The sequence below is a fragment of the Aquimarina rhabdastrellae genome (genome assembly GCA_947387485.1).
Lineage (GTDB): Bacteria > Bacteroidota > Bacteroidia > Flavobacteriales > Flavobacteriaceae > Aquimarina.
In genome coordinates this window covers 62,079-79,299 of sequence record CANDNT010000004.1, presented here as the reverse complement: position 1 = coordinate 79,299, position 17,221 = coordinate 62,079, and the positions used below count along the sequence as shown (strand labels likewise).

Genomic DNA, 17,221 nt, shown 5'->3' with positions numbered 1-17,221 from the left:
AATCAATACAATTAATTATGAAAAATTATATTCTAATAATGTTCTTAGGAATATCCATTCTTGGATGCAATTCTAAAAAAAATAACAATTTTCATATTAGTGAGGATTACGTTAAAATTAGTAACAATGGTAATGTCGTTGTTGAGCAATGGTATGTAGATCCAGAAGTAGCGCTAGATGTTATAGAAGTAGAATGTAAAAAGAAGGTGAATGATATTATACTTTCAACCGAAAATAAGGCTATGAAATTTTCGGTTAAAAGTGGAGATACTATTGAATTCTACATGATAAAAAAACAAAAAGACAGTGCTTTAACTAGAATTGTTGGTATTAAACCTATTCTTAATTTTACTGAAGACTATATAAATGCTAATAAAAACAAAATAAGTGTAGCAATACCAGAAGTTAGTGAACTAGCAAATATTCTTATAGCATTGCATAAAGATGCGACTAAAGATCGCTATATGACTGATTCTTCCACTAAATATTATGAACGTGTAAAAACGTATTTTGAACCTTATCTGGATCATCCTATTATGGATACTATTCAAAAATATGTTAATGGATTAAGATATATAGAATCTGTGAATGATTCTTTATTTTCTAATGAAAGTTATAGTTATTACTATAGTTTAAAAATGAATGCCTGTGCCTTTGAGTTTACATCAGATAATACGATTAGGAATCAAGGTTTTGTCCGTGATATGGCTTACAGTTGGAATGCTTTTAATGCGATGAAAGATAGTCTGTTAATAGAAGATTTTGCTAAAACGTCTAACTTTAGAGCTTTTTATAAAAGCGAACAAGATTATTATACAAAACTCATTGAAGATTATAAATCACTAAATCCAATAGATGTAATGAAGCAATGGTTAGATCAAAAATTTGGTTTTACCTATGATAACTTCACCATATATTTTTCACCTCTTGTAAGTGGATCTCATGCTGCACAAAATTTTGAAGACAATGATTTTAAGCAAACTATAATGTTTATTGCCAAATCCAAGTCTAACGATACTATTTCACCTATACAAAATAGTATAGGAGATAGTAGAGTCGTTTTTACAGAAATAGATCATAATTATGTGAATCCTACTTCGGATAAATATTTAAAAGAAATTGATATTGCTTTTGCTGATAAAACAAAATGGGCTAAAGGTGCAGTTATGGAAACATATACTAATGCCTACCAAATTTTTAATGAATATATGACTTTTGGTATGTTTTCTCTTTATGTATATGATATTTATGGAAGTGAAGAATTAGAGATGTTTTTATCCAAAATGGAACATCTAATGGAAGATTTAAGAGGTTTTTACAGATTTAAAGCATTTAACCAGAAATTGTTAGATATTCATAAAAAACAACCTGATATGGACATAAATAATCTATATAAAATCATATTAGATTGGTCTAAACAAGCAGAATTCAGTGAATAATATTGAAAACACTTGATTTTAGTATTAAACTGATTAATTGAAATTATAGCATATGTCCACACAAGTTTTAATTGTTTACAATAATTAATCCTAATAAGATAGGTGATATATACAATAACTATATATCACCATCTTTATTTATTTTTACAACAAATTAAATAAAATGGATTCTTGGGAAATTAACTATGATAATAAAATATACTTTTTAGCAATAGATGAGGTAGGAATTTATGCAACTCCTAGGGCGGTATCTTCTAATCAAGCAAAAGACTTAAAAGAAATTGTAAAGCAAAAGGAATACAGTATACTTCTAAAAATATTTGAGTTTACAACGATTACCAAGATTCATTTTATAGGTGATTTTATGAAGGTATATGATCACGATAGGATTTTAAGATGGTATTGTACTATAACATCAGATTCCATTCTCAGAGAAATTAAATTTGCTTTATTGGATTATAGTCCGGTAAACTTAGAGCATGAATCTAATCAAGAGATCGTTAAACCTAACAATATGCCTTATTACAGTGCTATGATTTTACCCATTATGATTACGTTACTTGCTGTACCGTATGCAATTAATCCTGATAAAGAATTGAGTGGTAGAGGTTCATTGTTATTTTATCCCATTAAAACGATTAGTGTTCATTTGGGAGTTGTGGGTACTATAATCTTAGGTATTTTATGCTTTTTATGGACTTTAAATAAATTTTTAAAAAGACCTAAGAAGAAACAAACTATTACAGTAGAAAAATTTATGTATTAAATAGTATAATAATAGTTAATTTAATATTGAGATAGGGTAACAGCATATGAGGTTGTGACACACTTCTAAGATTATAACAACCTAAAACCCTTTAAAATGAAAAATAAACTAATACTGTTATTACTATTTGTATGTTTTATAAATGGAGTTTATGCCCAAGTCAAAGTAAAACGAAACTTTGATATAGAATTAGTCGAAAAAGATAGTATTACTTCACTTAAAATAGAACATGCACTTAATGGATTCCTTACAGAAGCACAAAATAATAGCTATACAGCAAACTATGTTGATCCTGAACATCAGAAATCTTATGAGTTCTTTTTTAGTAAATTATCTAGAATAGGAAAAGATACTAAAATATTTCATCAACCATTAATACTGAAATCCTATCCAGTAGAAAATGGAAGCTTTAGGCTTACTGTAGGTTTTACAGGAATTAAAGAGCAACAACCTTTTATTTATCAAATAACAGAATTAAAAGCGGTTCCTTATCAAGATCATTATCGTTTTTATTGCCCATTCGAAGATAATACACAACATTTTAGAAGGAAAACCATAGCCAATGTTACGTATTATTACAGTACTACGTTTAACGAAATAAAAGCCAAAGAATTTGCCGCATTTACCAAAGAATTAGCTAAACTCACTAAAGCCGCTGTACCAGAATTAAAATATTATTCTTTTAATAGTTTGGATGAATTACTTAAATCCTACGGATTCTTATATAGTGTACGACAGTGTAACTTCTTGTGTTATGATTTAGGGTTTACAGATAATGAAGGAAAAATTTACATTACAGGAACTAATAATGAAAATTACGTTTTTGGATATATAGGAGATTATTTATACTATAATTTACCAAATAAAGACGAAATCTATTGGCCATATGTTCAAGGATTATCAGCTTATTATGGAGGATATGGTTTGAGTTATGATGATATGGATACGTTGAAAAGGCAATTTAGAGATGAGTACAAAAAAAGACCAGACATTAACTTTTTAGACGAATTTAAAAAAGGAAGAAACTCAGATGTAAATAGACATTTTTCATATTATGTGATGAGTGCATTTTTGTTTGAAGAAGTTTTAAAAGATAAAGGGTTTGATGCAGCCTTACAATTGGTGTATTCTGGAGAAAATGGAGAACATTTTTTTAAGAATCTCGAAAAAATAGGAAGTATTAAAGAAAAAGATTTTCATAAAACTATTGTTAGGTTGATTAAAGATTAATCATAGAAGTATGAAATCTAAAATGTAAAAAATGGTTTAGGGTTAAAAAACTGCTATTTTTGGATAATATCAATATATACTAGGTAACTATGATAAGAAAAATAGTGGTGATTTTAATTTTTATGGTTTCTTTTTTTAGTGAAGCTAAAGAGTACAAAGGGACTATTGGTAAATATGAAATTTATCTTTACATGGACTTTATAAATGAAGAAAGTGTGGAATCTTACTATTTTTATAAGAGTAGACTAAAAAACATAAAATTAGAAGGGAAACTCGAAGACGATAAAATAGTATTACATGAATTTTTTACAGCTATAGAAGATGAAAAAGAATTATTTAGACTCAAAAGAGAAGGGGAAAACCTAATAGGGACATGGCAAAATGGTACAACGGTACTTCGAGTAGCATTAACGCCTATTAAGGATGAACTTGATACTTTTAAAAAAGATAGAATCACATTTATACGAGATAGTGTTCAAAAAGTAGGTGCACGTGAATTAGTTTGGTTAAAAGAAAAATATTCCAATCAATCATTGTTTAGATTAGGTAACGGATTTAGTAAGGCAGAACGATTTTTTCTTAATCCTAGATTGGATGAGATACATAAAGAAAATGCTTTAACAGAGTTAGATTGTCAAGGTTTAGCTATCGAAATAAAACCACGACTAATCTCAGATGACTACTTTAGCTTCACTACGTATAGTACCGTTTATTGTGGAGGAGCACATCCTAATCACAATATCAAATCATATAATTTTGATTTTAAGAAAGCAAAGGAAATAGAAAAAATTGAAGCACTTTTTCCTTATCTGGATTATAAAACAATGATTTATAAAAAATACAAAAGTGATCCGATGTTAGATAAAGAATGTCAATATTTTGAAACTGATCACATTGATATTTGGGATTATATTGATTGGGTTTTAACAGAAAAAGGGATAGAGATAACACCTTCTTTTCCTCACGCATTTAAAGTATGTGAGCAACCATTTTTATTGACATATAAAGAAATCAATAAATAGTATTTTAAGAAAGAAATAAACAAGAGCTTCAATAAGAAGCTCTTGTTTATTGTAGCATTATTGTTTCATTATTTTTTTACTATACCCTTTTGAATCCTTGATGACATAAAAACCTTTATCTAAAGATTCAACAGCAAGCTTTTCTTCTTTTTCATTCAAAATAGATGTTCTGGTAAGTGTATTAATATCGATTAATGTTTTTGGGAAATTTCTTGTACTGGATACCGATAATGAAGCATAAACTAAATTGTTGTTTTCATTTGATTCATCAGTATTATCAAAAGAATCTACTTCGGCATGGATATAGTGAAAAGAATTTAGGCTATAACCTAAATGCGTATCCCATAGATAAATCGATCCGCAAAATTCTTGAGTTTGATTAGGTGCAATATTTTGATTAGCATTAATAGAAAATAAATTAGCTATGATATTAGATGTTATTATATCCGAATTATTAGTTAGTATTAAAGCTGCATTATTAGGTTTTCCTGTTGTTTGCCCTTGGTTTTTAATAGTTACGCAAATATCGTGCGATTTATTTTTTCGTAATTGCAAAACATTAGGAGTATAGGTATAAGTTCCTTCTGCATTAATCGAAATTTTGGTGATAACAAAATCAGGATCACCTATAGGACATCCATTATTAGAAGCCGAACCAGCTTGATTAGGACAGTTATCTTGACTATCTAAGATACCGTCACCATCACTATCAACATCTGGATATGTAAACGATAATGTTTTTGTTAAACTAGCATATTTAACTACCAAATAGAACTTTTTATTAGGCGCTGTAGTATAATTTATTAATGAAGTATTCCACCAATTTTTTAAAGTATAAGATGTGAAAATCAGATTGACATCATCTTCACGATTCCAATAACTTCTTGCTATTTCATTTGAAGGGCTGATTTGATCTTTATATAGAATTAAATCTATTTGATGATGACCATGTGTACGATAAGTGTAGTCACCTTTGATCTTAAACTCAAAATCAAATCGCGAACCATTTGAAAACGATTGGCCAGAAGGTTCATTAACCTTAAAATCTATAACATCTATGCTTTGAGAAAAGGAAAGAGTGCTTAAAAATAAAACTGTAATGATGATAATTTTTTTCATGAGTGATTATTTATGATATTTATATCAAAGGTGATTTTTTTAGGTATAACCTAAATTACTAGTGTTTTACTAAATCATTAATTAAAAAATTAGGGTAAGAATACAGTAAATAGCGAACATGTCTATATAGAACTGTTTTCAAGAAAATAGTTGAATAACGTAATAATTCGATAAGTGAATAAAGATATGCTAAAGCATTTTATTGAAGTAACCTCTACATTTAAAAAAGAAAGAGCAGCAACCAATAGTATAGAAGCACTTTATGATTTCTGTTATCTGTTAGAAAATAGAAACAGGACACATGAAGAAAATATGATGATAGTTGATTGTTATAGTTTATTAAAACTACATGATAAAGCGTTTAACCTTTTTAAAGAAACCTTAGCAGCCAAGAAATCGTTAACAAAGAAAGAAAAACAAAAACTAAAAAGACTTGAAGCTAATACGAGATCTAATGATCGTAGATATTATAGAGATTTACGAGAAGCAAAAGAAACAAAAAAGAATGCAGTACTCACTTTAGCAGATTTTGATATAATAGATAAGCAAGTATACTTTAAAACTGATGTAACAGATAAACATATTATCATTTTTAATAAAAAGATTGAAAAGAAAGAACTAACAATTTTTTATGAAGAACATCTCACTAATGAAATACTAACCAGTTTAATTTCTTATTTAAACTGGATAAGTAGATGCAATGATGAACTTATCAAGTTTTATAATAATACAGAAATTGAATATAAAATTGATAAGGTAAGTAAAGATTGGTATGATGGATTAAATGTGTGGGAAATTAATATTGAAATAGATAAACAAGGAGTGATTTATGGCAGAATTTTTGTTGAAGATTATCGCAATCATAATTTAGGTTTGTGTGTTACAACTAAAAATAAAACTATAGTAACAATTCAATACGATCCTATCTTATAGAACAATATAAAATGGCAGAAGAATTATATTTTTTTAAGATAGATGAGGATGTAGTTAGAGAAAGATTGCCTCAAGTTTTGAGTGAAAACGGAATAAGTTCTTATCAAAATTTTATTGCAGAACATCCATATTATTCTAATGGGAAGTCTAATAACTATGTTGATTATAATGAGATAATAACCAAAATAGAGAATGACATAGCTCAACTAACCAAAAATGAGTTTTGGACTATCTGTAATTGGTTTTACAACAAAAATGAGCTATCGTATTCTCACTTGGGATATAAGGTTTTTGAGGAGAAAACGGATATAGAAATGCGTGGTTGCGGAATAATTTTGTTTGAGGAAATTACTTCAAAAACAATTGTTCGGAAATTTCATAAGGTTTTAAATGATTATGAAATACATTTAAAGAAATGGTTAGAGTTTAAAACAACACATAAGGAAATAGAACTTTTTTTGAACTATTTAATTTGTTATACAGGCGAGTTAAGCTTATTGCTTAATAAGATATATGACGAGGATAATAGTAAAGAAAATATAGAAATTAGAGAAGAAATTAAAAATATCAAAACGACTGATTCTAGTTTTTATCATGATCTGGCTTTAATTCAAATAGAAGAAGAAAAACCATTTATAGAGGAGACTATAGCGTTATCAAACGAATTAACAGCATATGGTAAAGATACTAAGATTAGAATAGGAATGCCACCAGATGTAACAGCGATAAGTAAGAGGAAAGATGAATTATTAACATTAGCCAACTTGTTTTATTTTGGGATAAGACTTAAAAAAGATATTACTGAATATCAAGGATTCGTTTTTAGATTACATTCGTATTAAAAATTGATACTACCATTATCGTATTAACTAATATTTAAAATTGATAATGATAGTAACAAATGTTTTTATAAAAGAAATTATAATTCATTGTAAGTACGAACAATAGCCTTATCTAATAAAGCTTCAAAAATAGATTTATCAAGAATACGATGCTCTACATACTTCCAATCTGATAAATACCCTTTTTTATATTCATTATGACTATCGACTATTTTTAAGCCTTGAACATGATATTGTAAAGCTTCTTCTTCTTTTTTATTGCATAAAGCGATATGACCTAAATTCATATAAACATGATACTCCTTGTCATCTACTAGCATAAATTTTTTAAAATAAGTTTCAGCTTTATCTATTTCTTTATCAGTAAAATAACTCCAAGCTAATTCCCATAGCATATCATCATCTTTATCATTCATTTCGGCCAAAGTGTACCACCATTTTCGAGCAGAGGCTTTATCATTTAAATCTGTATAGCGCCAAGCAATTGATTTTGCAATTCTAGCTTCTTTGTGTAATGCATAACCTTTTAAATGGAATTCTAGAGATTTTTCAAAGTTCTTCATTAGATTATATACATAACCTATTTCATTAAGATTCCAATGATAATCTGGACGCATAGCATGAGCTTTTAAATAATTTGATAAGGCTTCTTCTAATCTATCGCAACGTTTGAAGCACCAACCTAATTGATTAAGTACCCACGGATTATTTCTATTTCTGTCTAATTCATAAGATTTCTCAAAATAAGGAATAGCTTGCGCTTCTCTGTTTGTTTTTAAATAATATAATCCCATATAATTGAGTACCCAACAAGTATCGTTTGGATTTAATTCATAAGCTTTAGAAAAGTATAAAAAGCTTTTTTCATAGGCTTTAAAATTATAATAACACCAGCCTGCATAAGACCAATTATCTATAAATGTGGGATCGTATTCTATACCCTTTAGAAAATAAGATAACGCTTTTTTAAAATTATTTTCTTCAGTATAAAAATATCCCCATCTAAACGAGGTATATGCAGTTTTTGAGCCTAATGTTTTTTCTATTTTAAGATATTTCCACATGCGCTTAGTATGACCTAGTTTAGCATGACAATCTACAATTTTGCGAATAACATACAGATCTTCAGGTTTGATCTCTTCGGCTAATTTATAGAATAGAAGCGCTTGATGATATGCCTCCATTATATAATGACAACGACCAATTTGAGTAATACAATCAAAATAATTAGGCACTAACCTATAAGCTTTAATATAACATGATAAGGCTTCAGCATAATTTTTCTTTTCAAAATAACACCAACCTAGATAAAATAAGCGCTCTTCGTCTGATTCACCAGCTTCTTCTGCTTTTTGTAAATAGTAAATAGCAAGATCAATATCCTCGAGAAGATAAAATACAGTACCCAATGCATTAAGACTGTATTGATCATTAGGGTTTTGTTTAACTTTTTCGGTAAAGTGATTAAGAATAACTTCTTGTTCTTCTGGAGTTTCTTCTCCACGTATTTCAAATGTTTTGTTAATCATAAATCGTATTTTGATTGTAATTGGTATGTAATAAAACTACTATTAGCAGCAGTTTATGTATTATAAAGAAGAGATAAGATTGTATTGATGTATTAAAATATTTTTGATGATGACATGAAGTGATAAATAATATTAGCCTAGTAAAGCTAATTTTTATTTACGATTTAATAAAGTACGAAGAGAGGAATAGCTAAATTATAATCAAAATTAGATAATATAGTATTGGTTTTTAGATGTTAAGATATAGAAAAGCTATTTTATGATAATTTGCAATCATAAAAAATCTAAGAATTATTCTAAAGTATCTAAATAATTATTCAAGTAAAAAGTATTTATTAGTTATTTTTAAATAACAATTCTAATCAATAAATAAATCAGAATATACTAGCTATAGTATATGATTAACGTAACCTAATGAAAAATAGTAATTACCGAACTTCTATTATTGAAGATGATTATCAAGCCGTAGTATTATATAAAGAAAATGAGGAGATATCGTCTTTTGAAAGTTGTGCAGTTTTTGAATTAAAAGGAAATAATAGTGAGATCATACTTCATGAAGTTTCTAATGATAAATTGATCACTGTTAATGAAAAAGCCTTAGTTCAGGTTTTTGATATAGCATCTAGAACGATGATTTTTCAACATGATTTCAAAGGAGAAACAGATAGTTATGCAAGTATAAGTAATGAGCAAGAAGGATTATATATCTGTTATTATGATGATAATGAAGATAGCATACAATTAAAAATTATAGATATAGAGCGCTTTATTATAAAAGAACAATACGATTTAGGTGGATATTTTTATCAAAGAAAATTTAGTGTAAGAAAAGACGGTAATCCTCAGTTTTATTATGTAAATGAGGATGAAGATGCAGGAACATTTACTCATGGTATTAGGATTTTTGATCGTAAAGTAGAAACGTTTAAAGAGCATAAATTTGAAAAAGCTGTGCGTACTATATATCTTAATTTTAGCTTTTTTGCTTTACCTGATTCAGGAATAGGTTTTGTTCCGTATTGGGAAGATTTTGATGTAAACACACCGATAACGGATAACCAAACTTTACCGATTTCTATCAAAATGATTGATTTAGAAAGTTTAAAGGAGTTAAAAGTTATCAAGTTAGTAGACTTTCCTGTTGAAGTAATAGAAGATGTAGACGAATTTATAGATACATATACGAGTAAAAAATTGGATGTTTTTGAGTATAATGAATTAATGTCAGATTTTTATAATCAGTTAAAGACACCTTTTATTGATAAAGAAACAGATATCTTATGGTTTGAAATCGAAAGTAATTACTACATAGGTTTAGATTTAAAAGGTAATATCAAAGAAGTTGTTGCATTAAAAGAATTATCTAGAAGAGAATTGAGAAGACTCCCTTTTTTACCTAAGAATAGAGAATTAGAAATGGAGTTTAGAGAAGAGGAAGATGAGGCACTTAAGGATTTTGGAAAAGTAGTAATTCGAGTAGATGATTTGAATGAGGATAAGAGTGTATTAAGTGCCTTAGATCAACTTTTGATAATGGCAAATGATATCAATACTATAAGATCTGGATTTTCAATTGTATTGAATTTTGAAGATAAGCTAGGACAAATAATGAATGAAGAGGCTTTCTTTAATAAGGCAGTAACAATAACAGGCGGGGCTGAAAAAGTAAATAAACTCTATTTAAAAGTTTTAACGACAGAAGATTTTGAAATGTATAGGCATAATGCAGAAGTTAAAGCATTAGGATATGCACTATATGCTTTGGCGATGTATGATGAGTGCTACCTAGAAACTGTAAAAGCATATTACAGGAAAATAGATATGGAACATGATATTTTTACCAACGGAACTTTATTACCAGATATTTCAAAAAAGTATCCTAATGCTAAAATCGTTCAAGAGCTCAATAATTTTGTTGGAGATTATTACGAAGGATAAAGTATACTTTTAAAATATAAAAATGTGAAGCAAAGTCAATAAGGCTTTGCTTTTTTATGGAATGATAATGTTATGTTTTTTAATTATAAATGCTTAAAACTGTAACAAATTAAAAAGAAAGTGATCTTTTGATAAACAAAACTTTTTATGCAAAAATACAGTATATTCATCATTTTATGGTTAATAATAATTACTGCTTGTCAAAAAGAGAATAATGATAATCAACCGACTATTAATGGTATATGGAAATCTGTTGGCTCAGGGTGGGTTTTACAGATTAAAGATAGTACTAATTATGCTTTTTATGATCAAACATCAATCTCTTGTCTACCCAATAGAAAAGGAGATCTAAATGAAATTATAAGTTCTTTAAGTTTAAAACAAGATACACTTTCTCTATTAAAGGGAGTTATCAACTATAAATTTACATCACTTAACAAATTACCAGTATCTTGTATAGAGAGATTAGACGTACAAAAAGAAAAAGATGTAATCTATAATTTTGAAGTTTTTGCAGAAACAGTTAGAGAACATTATGCATTTTTTGAGCTCAATAATATAAATTGGAATACTCTTTATACTCAACAAAAAAATAAGCTAAATAAAAATTCTAAAGAAGTAGAACTATATGCGGTTATAGAAGAAACTTTAGAAAAATTAAAAGATAATCATGCTTATCTTGAAGCTACAGAAGAAGTTGAAACCGCTGTTGAACAATTAGATAAACTTGAAGATAAAGAAGATCAAATTAGAGAAGGTGAGGAGCTTCCAGAGTATGGAGATTTTCAAGTAGCGAAATTAGTAGCTAAACATCATATGAAAGAAGAATTAACCAAGGATTCTTGGTTAATACAATGGGGGAAGTTGAATGATAGCATAGGATATATTCAAGTTAAAGCAATGTGGCTTTATGCTGATCTTAATATCTCAAAAACTTTAATAGATAAAGTAGGTTATGTTGATGCCTATGTAAAAACCTTTCATCAAATGTATGAGGGAGTCTATATAAATAAAGAAGTTCTAGGAGTACATAAGATAATGAATAATGTAATGAATGATTTATCAGAGATGGCTTCAATTGTGATAGATGTACGGTTTAATGGTGGAGGTCAAGATGCAGTAAGTTTTGAAATATTAAATCGATTTATTCCTGATCAATTACAAATAGCAACGCAAAAATTGAGATACGGTACTCAATTTACCCCTATGTGGCCACTGAATATTCAAGGAACAAAAAATGCGTATACAAAGCCTGTTTATGTACTTACTTCAACACAAATAGGAAGTGCAGCCGAGGCTTTTTCTATAGCGACATTGGCCATGGATAATGTAAAGAGGATTGGTTCTAATACTTCGGGAGCTATGTCTACAGCTTTGGAAAAAACATTACCAAATGGTTGGGCATTTTCAATATCTAATGAAATTTATATGGACAATTCTGGAAAGAATTATGAAAATATAGGAATTCCTCCAGATTATAGACTGAATTATTCAACTGACAGACAAACTTTTTTTAGAAGTATAGTGAATGATTTAGAAAAAGATAAAATGCAAATATTAAAAGGAATAGAAACGTTAAAGAAACTAAGAAAACGTAATACCTTTTATATAGTGAAGTAATAATTCATCAAACAAGAAACGAATGAAATCAATACTAATTAAATTACTAGTTTTTCAATTTTTTATATCAACTACAAATTCACAAAAAAAAGAAGTATGTAAATGCACAGAGGATTTTAATTATGTAGTGACATTTATAGAAAATAATTTCCCTGGGTTTGAAAAAAATATTGTGAATGAAAGAGAATATGAACATTTTAAAAAACAACTTAAAAATCAAACAGAGGATATAGAAGAGAAAAATGAATGTTTAAAAAAACTAATTCATTATGTAGAATATTTTAAAGATAATCATACTAAGATGAGAACTCTTAAAAGTAGTAGCATAGATGAATCTTCTACAGCAAGTGTACAACAATTCTTAAACAGTAAAATATATAAGCAAAGTGAGGTAATATTATTATCAAAAAAAGATATTCTTGATGAGTTTTCTGTAAATGATATTAGAGGTAATTATAGTTCACTAGATAGTACTTATGTTGTAACAGTATTAGAAAGTAAAAATGAATTGAGAGATTATATAGGAGTTATCTTAAATTCAAAATCAAAACTATGGAAAAAGGGTCAGGTAAAGTTTGAAATTAAAAAGAAAGAGCAACATGTGTATGAAGGAATTTTTTATGATAAACAGCATCAAGTTTCTTATAAAACAGCTGTGCCTTTTAATGATGGATTTTTAGGAAATTATTGGGTAAAAACTAAAAAAAGAAATAAGATTAATTATAGTTTAAATACTGATAAAGAATTTAAGTATAGTATAAAAGATAGTACAGTTGTATTAAGAATACCGTCGTTTATGGGGCAATATACTAATCGTATAGATTCACTATATAAAGCAGCACAATACGATATGGAACAATATCCTTACTTGATAATAGATATTAGAGATAATGGAGGAGGAAATTCTACCAATTTTAATCAATTGATCCCATATTTATATACAAAACCAATAATTAATAAAGAAGAAGTCGAACTTTATGCAACAAAAGATATTATAAAATTATATGAAGATGATTTTTCAAAGATTATGAAAGACTCGACTCAAGTAAATAAAGAAACAATACAATTGTTTAGAGAAATCATAACAAAGTTAAAAACAGCTAAGCCTAACAGTTTTTTATTAGAACGAGAAACTGATACACTAGTGATGACTCCTAAAAAATACCCTCGAAAAATAGGCTTACTTTATAATAGAGGGTGTGCTAGTGCTTGTGAAGATTTGTTATTTACAGCAATGCAATCAGATAAAACAATATTATTAGGAGATAACTCAGGAGGTTTTGTTGGTTATGGTAATGTCTTTACAGTGTATACACCTAATTATAAATTTGGTTTGTCATGCACTACTACCAGATATCGTACACAATGGATATATGAAGTAATAGGCATTACACCCGAAAAGAAATTAGATTTTAATAAGAGTTGGATAGATCAAACCATAACAATTTTAAAAACTAAGAACAATTAAGATATTCTTTTACGATAACGATTTTCAAAAAGAAAGGAAAGATAGCAATACGCTATCTTTTTTTATTAAAACAAGTATTTCTACGCTATTTAAAAAGGTTTGATTATAAGATATTTATAGTATCAAAAAAAAGAGAAACCTTATTACGTGTTTTATGAAAAAGAATAAAGTAAATCTTCAAAAAATGATTTAATCATTTACTAAATAACAGGCTATTATAAGTCTTATGTAATTCACTTTTTAGCTGAATAATCAGCGGTACTATAATTAGTCGATCTCTTCAATAGCATAAAGAGGTTGATAGGAATAAAACTGCTTTTTGCGAACACATTCTCTACTGATAACCACACATAATACGATTAAAATTAATGATTTAGGAACTATATAAAAACAAATATAAATTAAGTATGAAGCAAATTAATCACACAAAAAATAGACATGAAAGAGAGGTTGTAAACACCACTAACATGTTTATAGAGAAGGTTGATGCTATTCTGCAAGAAAAAAAACTGACCCTTTATTTGGCGTATCAGAACTTGCAGAGCGACTACATATAAGTAGAACACAACTCAATCGAAAATTGTTTAAAGAAATAGGTTATTCACCAGCCAAATTTATTCTGCACCACAGGATGGAATTGGCAAAAAAAAAACTGCATTCGAGTACGGCTACGATAGAGGAGGTAGCATATCAATGTGGATTTAATGGTTTAGTGAGTTTTAGTCGAAAATTCAAACAAGAACTAGGTTGCTCACCATCAGAATTTCGTAAAAAAATGATTAAAGATGATGAAATATGGTATTGGAGAATTCCAATAAATGAAAAAGAATATAATCAATTTTTAACCTTAATTGATAAAAATATATGGTTAGAAAAACTCATGGTGTTTCTAATTGAAAACCTAGATAATGAATCATGCGCTATAGATGAATTATCAAAAGTAGTATACATGAGTCCTTCAACACTTAATAGGAAAACACAGGGATTATTTGGTGTAACTGTATCACGGTTACTACGAGATTTAAGATTACAATATGCAGCAGAATTATTGAATATTCAAGCTAAATCTGTTAATGAAACTGCAATTCTTACAGGTTTTTTTGATGCGGCTCATCTTTCGAAGCATTTTAAACAAATTTTCAAGTGTTCTCCAGGAGAATATAGAAATACCAATTTAGAGTTCTCATGCATAAAAAAATTAAAAGAAGAATTAATGTGTCAAATTGATAAATGATTGCGTAAAAAACACAATATCAATAAAGAACAGTGCTATAACTTTAAGAGAACTAAGAAATAATTTAATAATCATAAAAAATCAAATCATGAATATTATTGATACAGCGACAGATACAAGTGCTCAAGTAAAATGCATGGCATCAAAAGGAGTAAAGGTCATTTTTAGATATTATGCACCATCTCCTAATTGGAAAGTAATAAAAACAACAGAAGCAGAAGCCATATCAAATGCAGGAATACAAATAGGAGCTGTTTTTGAAAATGGGAGTAACCTAGCCTCTTTTACAGAAGAGTCGGGATATAATGATGCTATAAGTGCCTATACCTATGCCAGAGAAACCATAGGACAACCCTTGGGGTCTGCTATATATTTTGCAGTAGACCTCAATGTCACTGATGACGAAATCTCAAGTAATATCATTCCTTATTTTAAAGGAATTCGTAAAGGATTAAAAGCTAGTAAGAAGGGGGTGAATTATAATGTTGGAGCTTATGGCTGTGGAGCAGTAGTGAATACTTTATTAGAGAATGGTCTTTGTAAATATAGATGGTTATCTGAGTCTAGTAGTTTTAATGGTACGAGTGAAGCTTTAGAAAATGGAGCATACGAAATAGCACAACAATTTAAGCAAGGACTTGAAATATGTACGATATCTATAGACCAAGATTTCCTTAGAGATGGTGTAACTGATATAGGAACATTTACACTTAAAGACGATAGTAGTAACCAATCTTAATTATAATTTATACAGTAGAATAAGGTTAAAATGTAAGATGATTCAAACTGTTAAATAGTTGCTCATTTGATACAAATAAAATAGAGAATACTAGAGTAGTTTTGAAGTATAAGAATTCAAACATTGTACAATTAGAGTTTTTATTTCATGAACTGATACTGCAGGTTAGCACATGAATAAACAAGGAGTAAATTTTAATAATCCAATCAATAATGTACATGGGATTTTTATCTCAAAAGAATAAAAAAATACAATTTGATTGATATGGAGTATGCTTAAAATACTCTAAGTGAAAAATAACATCTATGTGGAGCAGAACCCACTATAAAAAAGAGGCGGAATCCGAAAAGCCTTATGAGTAGGAATTAACAAATGATAAATATTATGCCAGAATTAAATGCGGGTGATAATGTAAATCTAGGACCTTATGAAAGAGGAGCAAAGTTAAGATTTATTCAGCCTCAAACTGATAGTATCGCAGCTTTTCCAACATTAAATAATGTTTCAATTTCATTGACATTTTTACCAAAAGAAATAACGCTTGCTCAAGGAACTAGATATCGACTTGTTGCTGGAAGTGAAACTATTACATACGAGGTTGTTCAATAGTATAGAGAGTCAGTAACATAGATAGAACGTAAATCAGTTTTATAAAATTAAACTAATCACAGAAAATCATGGACAAAATAAAATTAAATTTCATTAACAAATCAGCAGACACGAATAATAGTAGTGTTGTGATTTTTCAACAAAATGTAGCAGAGGATTTCGGAGAAATCGCTATTGCATGGAAAGTAATCCAAAATTGTGGAAGACTAGATAACCATCCGTTTAACTACCCATTAAATTTTGATGTATCAGCTAGTGATTCTTATGGAAACTATACGCCACAATTAACAGCTACAAACGGAGAAGCTTTTGATATGATCAAAGATAATTCGGGTGATATCCTTCAAATTTCTTCAACACCAGCAACAAGCTCAAACGAAGTAGAAGTACGAAATAATCTTGCTAATGGAGCTATAAATGCAAATTGCTATAGAGATGGAAAGTTATTAGCAGCCAAAACAGGATTGGCTCCAGGACAAAAAGCTGTATTTGAGTTTCAACCTAAAATCTATATCGGTGTTGTTTCTCAAATAGAAGAAGGAGATGTGATGAATTCGGCTATCATTTCGCAAATTAATTCTGAGATTAACTTATTCGGAATTACAAGTGCAGATATCGTAATGACAGGAGGAGGACCAGGTGTAAATTCTTCACCATTCAATTTTACTCTAGAAAACATTAATCAATAATTGTTGGATAGGTTTTAAGTAAAGAGACATGATGATCTCAT

At 28.4% G+C, this 17,221-nt stretch carries 15 protein-coding genes and 1 pseudogene; 14 read left to right on the top strand and 2 right to left on the bottom strand.

Annotated elements, in window-relative coordinates:
* Positions 1–17: 17 nt before the first annotated feature.
* The 4 genes from ACYEKI_RS08995 to ACYEKI_RS08980 all read left to right on the top strand — a co-directional run bounded on the left by ACYEKI_RS08995 (position 18) and on the right by ACYEKI_RS08980 (position 4,457).
* On the top strand, positions 18–1,439 hold the full coding sequence (locus ACYEKI_RS08995; protein ID WP_459210853.1) for a DUF4932 domain-containing protein: 1,422 nt from the start codon (positions 18–20) through the stop codon (positions 1,437–1,439).
* Between the two features lie 163 nt (positions 1,440–1,602).
* Complete coding sequence (locus tag ACYEKI_RS08990) at positions 1,603–2,205, top strand: hypothetical protein (RefSeq protein ID WP_459210852.1); 603 nt, start codon at positions 1,603–1,605, stop codon at positions 2,203–2,205.
* A gap of 96 nt (positions 2,206–2,301) precedes the next feature.
* Positions 2,302–3,435: a hypothetical protein gene (locus tag ACYEKI_RS08985; protein ID WP_459210851.1), complete on the top strand. Its 1,134-nt coding sequence runs from the start codon at positions 2,302–2,304 to the stop codon at positions 3,433–3,435.
* Positions 3,436–3,524: 89 nt separating this feature from the next.
* The gene (locus tag ACYEKI_RS08980; protein WP_459210850.1) at positions 3,525–4,457 is read left to right on the top strand and encodes a hypothetical protein; all 933 of its coding nucleotides are present in this window, start codon (positions 3,525–3,527) and stop codon (positions 4,455–4,457) included.
* A 57-nt stretch (positions 4,458–4,514) separates the two neighbouring features.
* Here the strand turns inward: ACYEKI_RS08980 and ACYEKI_RS08975 are convergent, their stop codons facing one another.
* Positions 4,515–5,576, bottom strand: a complete 1,062-nt coding sequence (locus tag ACYEKI_RS08975; protein WP_459210849.1) for a hypothetical protein — start codon at positions 5,574–5,576, stop codon at positions 4,515–4,517.
* Between the two features lie 186 nt (positions 5,577–5,762).
* On the opposite strand from ACYEKI_RS08975, the gene ACYEKI_RS08970 reads away from it, so the two are divergent.
* Both ACYEKI_RS08970 and ACYEKI_RS08965 read left to right on the top strand, forming a co-directional pair.
* Positions 5,763–6,509, top strand: coding sequence for a hypothetical protein (locus ACYEKI_RS08970; protein ID WP_459210848.1), 747 nt, complete (start codon positions 5,763–5,765; stop codon positions 6,507–6,509).
* An 11-nt stretch (positions 6,510–6,520) separates the two neighbouring features.
* Positions 6,521–7,351 (top strand): hypothetical protein, encoded by an 831-nt coding sequence (locus ACYEKI_RS08965; RefSeq protein WP_459210847.1) that lies wholly within the window; start codon positions 6,521–6,523, stop codon positions 7,349–7,351.
* Between the two features lie 77 nt (positions 7,352–7,428).
* Here ACYEKI_RS08965 and ACYEKI_RS08960 read toward each other — a convergent pair whose 3' ends face one another.
* A complete protein-coding gene (locus tag ACYEKI_RS08960; protein ID WP_459210846.1) occupies positions 7,429–8,880 on the bottom strand; it encodes a tetratricopeptide repeat protein in 1,452 nt (483 codons plus the stop codon).
* A gap of 414 nt (positions 8,881–9,294) precedes the next feature.
* Between ACYEKI_RS08960 and ACYEKI_RS08955 the strand changes: the two genes are divergently transcribed.
* The 8 genes and pseudogenes from ACYEKI_RS08955 (at position 9,295) to ACYEKI_RS08920 (ending at position 17,180) form a co-directional block, all read left to right on the top strand.
* Positions 9,295–10,821, top strand: coding sequence for a hypothetical protein (locus ACYEKI_RS08955; protein WP_459210845.1), 1,527 nt, complete (start codon positions 9,295–9,297; stop codon positions 10,819–10,821).
* A 147-nt stretch (positions 10,822–10,968) separates the two neighbouring features.
* Positions 10,969–12,441 (top strand): S41 family peptidase, encoded by a 1,473-nt coding sequence (locus ACYEKI_RS08950; protein WP_459210844.1) that lies wholly within the window; start codon positions 10,969–10,971, stop codon positions 12,439–12,441.
* 22 nt (positions 12,442–12,463) lie between these two features.
* Entirely contained in the window at positions 12,464–13,909 is a 1,446-nt protein-coding gene (locus ACYEKI_RS08945; RefSeq protein WP_459210843.1) for a S41 family peptidase, read from the top strand.
* 547 nt (positions 13,910–14,456) lie between these two features.
* Positions 14,457–14,669 (top strand): annotated as a pseudogene (locus tag ACYEKI_RS08940) (helix-turn-helix domain-containing protein); the annotation flags it as partial.
* Positions 14,670–14,684: 15 nt separating this feature from the next.
* A complete protein-coding gene (locus ACYEKI_RS08935) occupies positions 14,685–15,143 on the top strand; it encodes a helix-turn-helix domain-containing protein (RefSeq protein WP_459210991.1) in 459 nt (152 codons plus the stop codon).
* Between the two features lie 88 nt (positions 15,144–15,231).
* Positions 15,232–15,882, top strand: coding sequence for a DUF1906 domain-containing protein (locus ACYEKI_RS08930; protein WP_459210842.1), 651 nt, complete (start codon positions 15,232–15,234; stop codon positions 15,880–15,882).
* Positions 15,883–16,254: 372 nt separating this feature from the next.
* A complete protein-coding gene (locus tag ACYEKI_RS08925) occupies positions 16,255–16,491 on the top strand; it encodes a hypothetical protein (protein WP_459210841.1) in 237 nt (78 codons plus the stop codon).
* A 68-nt stretch (positions 16,492–16,559) separates the two neighbouring features.
* The gene (locus tag ACYEKI_RS08920; protein ID WP_459210840.1) at positions 16,560–17,180 is read left to right on the top strand and encodes a hypothetical protein; all 621 of its coding nucleotides are present in this window, start codon (positions 16,560–16,562) and stop codon (positions 17,178–17,180) included.
* The last annotated feature ends 41 nt before the right edge of the window (positions 17,181–17,221 follow it).

Coding starts and splice junctions, on each gene's coding strand:
- ACYEKI_RS08995 (WP_459210853.1), top strand. CDS start 18: ATGAAAAATTATATTCTAATAATGTTCTTAGGAATATCCATTCTTGGA.
- ACYEKI_RS08990 (WP_459210852.1), top strand. CDS start 1,603: ATGGATTCTTGGGAAATTAACTATGATAATAAAATATACTTTTTAGCA.
- ACYEKI_RS08985 (WP_459210851.1), top strand. CDS start 2,302: ATGAAAAATAAACTAATACTGTTATTACTATTTGTATGTTTTATAAAT.
- ACYEKI_RS08980 (WP_459210850.1), top strand. CDS start 3,525: ATGATAAGAAAAATAGTGGTGATTTTAATTTTTATGGTTTCTTTTTTT.
- ACYEKI_RS08975 (WP_459210849.1), bottom strand. CDS start 5,576: ATGAAAAAAATTATCATCATTACAGTTTTATTTTTAAGCACTCTTTCC.
- ACYEKI_RS08970 (WP_459210848.1), top strand. CDS start 5,763: ATGCTAAAGCATTTTATTGAAGTAACCTCTACATTTAAAAAAGAAAGA.
- ACYEKI_RS08965 (WP_459210847.1), top strand. CDS start 6,521: ATGGCAGAAGAATTATATTTTTTTAAGATAGATGAGGATGTAGTTAGA.
- ACYEKI_RS08960 (WP_459210846.1), bottom strand. CDS start 8,880: ATGATTAACAAAACATTTGAAATACGTGGAGAAGAAACTCCAGAAGAA.
- ACYEKI_RS08955 (WP_459210845.1), top strand. CDS start 9,295: ATGAAAAATAGTAATTACCGAACTTCTATTATTGAAGATGATTATCAA.
- ACYEKI_RS08950 (WP_459210844.1), top strand. CDS start 10,969: ATGCAAAAATACAGTATATTCATCATTTTATGGTTAATAATAATTACT.
- ACYEKI_RS08945 (WP_459210843.1), top strand. CDS start 12,464: ATGAAATCAATACTAATTAAATTACTAGTTTTTCAATTTTTTATATCA.
- ACYEKI_RS08935 (WP_459210991.1), top strand. CDS start 14,685: ATGATTAAAGATGATGAAATATGGTATTGGAGAATTCCAATAAATGAA.
- ACYEKI_RS08930 (WP_459210842.1), top strand. CDS start 15,232: ATGAATATTATTGATACAGCGACAGATACAAGTGCTCAAGTAAAATGC.
- ACYEKI_RS08925 (WP_459210841.1), top strand. CDS start 16,255: ATGATAAATATTATGCCAGAATTAAATGCGGGTGATAATGTAAATCTA.
- ACYEKI_RS08920 (WP_459210840.1), top strand. CDS start 16,560: ATGGACAAAATAAAATTAAATTTCATTAACAAATCAGCAGACACGAAT.